This window comes from Stenotrophomonas sp. 278 (assembly GCF_003935715.1).
GTDB classification, from domain to species: Bacteria; Pseudomonadota; Gammaproteobacteria; order Xanthomonadales; family Xanthomonadaceae; genus Stenotrophomonas; species Stenotrophomonas maltophilia_AH.
The window spans coordinates 1-1,589 of record NZ_RHPP01000280.1; the positions used below are offsets into that span (position 1 = coordinate 1).

Annotated in this window: 2 protein-coding genes and 2 pseudogenes; 2 read left to right on the forward strand and 2 right to left on the reverse strand. The window is 66.1% G+C overall.

Annotated elements, in window-relative coordinates; translation table 11 throughout:
• Positions 1 to 277 (forward strand): annotated as a pseudogene (locus tag EGJ34_RS21630) (ABC transporter ATP-binding protein); the annotation flags it as partial.
• Between the two features lie 22 nt (positions 278 to 299).
• Here the strand turns inward: EGJ34_RS21630 and EGJ34_RS21635 are convergent.
• Positions 300 to 761: a c-type cytochrome gene (locus EGJ34_RS21635; protein WP_125362441.1), complete on the reverse strand. Its 462-nt coding sequence runs from the start codon at positions 759 to 761 to the stop codon at positions 300 to 302.
• A gap of 8 nt (positions 762 to 769) precedes the next feature.
• Positions 770 to 1,168 (reverse strand): c-type cytochrome, encoded by a 399-nt coding sequence (locus EGJ34_RS21640; protein WP_125362442.1) that lies wholly within the window; start codon positions 1,166 to 1,168, stop codon positions 770 to 772.
• A gap of 203 nt (positions 1,169 to 1,371) precedes the next feature.
• Between EGJ34_RS21640 and EGJ34_RS21645 the strand changes: the two are divergent.
• Positions 1,372 to 1,589 (forward strand): annotated as a pseudogene (locus tag EGJ34_RS21645) (efflux transporter periplasmic adaptor subunit); the annotation flags it as partial.

Sequence of the window (1,589 nt, forward strand, 5' to 3'; positions counted from 1 at the left end):
GGCCAAGGCGGCTGCACCGACGCCGGCCGTGGCAGCGGCCGCAACGGCAGCGCCGGCAAAGCGCAAGCTCAGCTTCAAGGACCAGCGCGAACTGGAACAGCTGCCGGCGAAGATCGAGCAGCTGGAGAAGGACGTGGAAGGACTCACCGCCGCCATGAACGATCCCGCGTTCTATCAGCGCAGCGCGCCGGACATGGCTGCGCACACGCAGAAGCTGACCGCCGTGCAGAACGAACTGGACGCCGCGTACGCGCGCTGGGAGGAACTGGATACCTGACGTATCCAGTTCCCGGGACGGGTTATTTCAACCCGTGCAGATCCCGCAGCTGGCTCGGCCGCGATCCGAAATACGCGGCCAGGTCGGCAATGTCCTGATCACTCAGGTCGGCTGCCTGCGGGGTCATCAGCGCGTGCTGGCGATCACCGGCGCGATAGGCCTGCAGCGCATGCGCCAGGTAATCCCCATATTGCCCACCCAGCTTTGCATAAGTCGGGTCGATCGGGTTGTTGCCGTCAGCCCCGTGGCAGTCGATGCAGCTCTGGTTGGTCGCCTTGCCCTTGACCTGGGCACGCGCCTCACCGGCGGCAATACGGCCGGCGGGCAGGCCGGCGGAAGAACTGGAGCCGTGTTCGCCACTGGCATGGCCAGGGTCGGCGGCGGAATCTGTACTGTTCTCAACCTGCGACTGCGAACAGGCAGCCAGCAGCAGGGCAACGGACAGAGCGATGGCGTGACGCTTGAAGGGCGCGGCTTTCGTCATGAGCGTGCTTACTTGGCGGTGGACAGGTAAACAGCGAGATCGGCGATCTCCTGTTCGCTGAAACTCATCGACTGCGCCTGCATCGTCGGATGCCGGCGCTTGCCCTGGCGGTACTCGGTCAGCGCCTGGGTCAGGTACTGCGCCGACTGCCCGCCGATCTTGGGCACCCGGTAGCTGGGGTAGGCGTTCTTGTAGCCGGTGATGCCATGGCAGCCCTGGCAGGTGTAGGCCAGGGTCCGCCCATTGTCGAAGTTCCCGGCGGGAGCGGCAGGAGCGGCCGGTGCGGCGGCCGGAGCCGGGGCAGCGGGTACGGCGGGGACAGCAGAAGCAGGTGCGGCCTGGGCGGCAACCCCGAGGGGCAGGAGGACGGCCAGAGCAAGACAAGCGGCGAGCGGCTGCGGGCGCATGATGTCTCCGGTAAACGGGTTCTGGTCGTTCCGGCGTGGGGTACGGAACTGCCCGGAGTATAGCCTGCGATTTCATCTAGCTGAAATCGGAACGCCTTCAAGCCTGTCTGCGGTCACCATGACCTTTGGGATATGGTGTTGTCGTGACGTGGTGCATTACTTTGCTACCACACCTGCCCACGCATCTCCTCAGGGACACGACGATGTCGCGATTCTTTTTCCTGCCCGGCCGCACCGGAACCTGCGCCGCCGCGCTGCTGATCACCACTTCTTTGCTGCTGAGCGGCTGCGGAGCCGGCACCCCCGGCAATGCCGAAGCGTCGGAGGGCAAGGACCCCAAGGCGGAGAAAGCCCCCGAAGCGGTGCCGGTCGAGGCGGTCGCCGCCAGCCGCCGTGCGGTCGCGGCCAGCTACACCGGAAC

Excerpts from the sequence above, each read along its gene's own strand:
- EGJ34_RS21640 (WP_125362442.1), bottom strand. The coding sequence starts at position 1,168 with ATGCGCCCGCAGCCGCTCGCCGCTTGTCTTGCTCTGGCCGTCCTCCTG.
- EGJ34_RS21635 (WP_125362441.1), bottom strand. The coding sequence starts at position 761 with ATGACGAAAGCCGCGCCCTTCAAGCGTCACGCCATCGCTCTGTCCGTT.